This is a genomic window from Tepidanaerobacter sp. GT38, assembly GCF_021991635.1.
GTDB lineage: Bacteria > Bacillota > Thermosediminibacteria > Thermosediminibacterales > Tepidanaerobacteraceae > DTU063.
Window position 1 is genome coordinate 1 of sequence record NZ_JAFFJA010000105.1, and the last position, 1,066, is coordinate 1,066.

The following is a 1,066-nucleotide window of genomic DNA, read 5'->3' on the forward strand; positions in this document are numbered from 1 at the left end:
TCATTACAGTTCAAGAAGCGGCAATGGCTTTAGACCTGAGTGCTCGCCAGGTAATACGCCTGAGAAAAGGAGTGAGGGAACTTGGACCAGCGGCACTTATTCATAAAAATCAAGGTCGTAAGCCCGCCCGCACTATCCCAGATGAACTTAGACAAAAAATTATTAGCCTTAAACTGTCCGATACTTACAAGGATGCCAATTTTAAACATTTTCAGGAGCTTCTCGAAAGGTTCGAGGGTATAAAGCTTAGTTACTCTGCTCTCTATGGTATCCTAACTAACGCAGGTATCAAAAGCCCTAAAAAGAAAAGGCGTTTTAAACCCCACAGGCACCGCAAGAGGAAACCTCAAATGGGACTTTTAATTCAGATAGATGCTACGCCGTATGATTGGTTCGGTGACGGTAATATGTATACTCTCCACGGCGCTATAGATGATGCCACAGGTAGTATTGTCGGTCTTTACTTGGCTAAACACGAATGCCTGCACGGTTATTTTGAGATCACCCGATATATGTTGTTAAATTTCGGTATCCCGGTCAGTATCTACAGCGATGCCCACGCTATCTTCCGCTCTACCAAGGCAGATAAGCTTTCCATCGAAGAGCAGTTAGAAGGTAAAGTTTGCAATGATACTCAGTTCCAGAGAACTATGAAGGAGCTAGGTGTTACCACAATTATCGCAAGATCACCTCAGGCTAAGGGTCGTATAGAGCGCCTCTGGAATACTTTGCAGTCCCGATTACCTGTGGAGTTTAAGATAGCAGGAATTAAAACTATCGATGAGGCTAATGAATTTCTTAAAAGCTACATACCAAAGTTCAATAGGACGTTTTCCATAGAACCTCAGGAGGCCAAGTCTGCTTTCCGTCCTCTCCCTGAAAATATTGACCTTGACTGTATACTTTGCGTAAAGCAAAAAAGAAGGGTCGATAATGGTGGCGTGTTCTCTTTCTATGGAAAACAGTTCAAAGTTGTTCAAGAAGAAAACCAGCCTTCCATTCCGACCCGCGCAACTGTTAATGTATTCATTAGTAGTATAACAGGTGTGCGAGTGGAATACAATGG

The 1,066-nt window shown here is 43.2% G+C and carries 1 protein-coding gene; it reads left to right on the forward strand.

Annotated elements, in window-relative coordinates; genetic code table 11:
- Positions 1–2: 2 nt before the first annotated feature.
- Positions 3–1,066, forward strand: a 1,064-nt coding sequence (locus tag JT739_RS11670) for an ISNCY family transposase (protein ID WP_370642670.1), incomplete at its 3' end; no start/stop codon positions are given.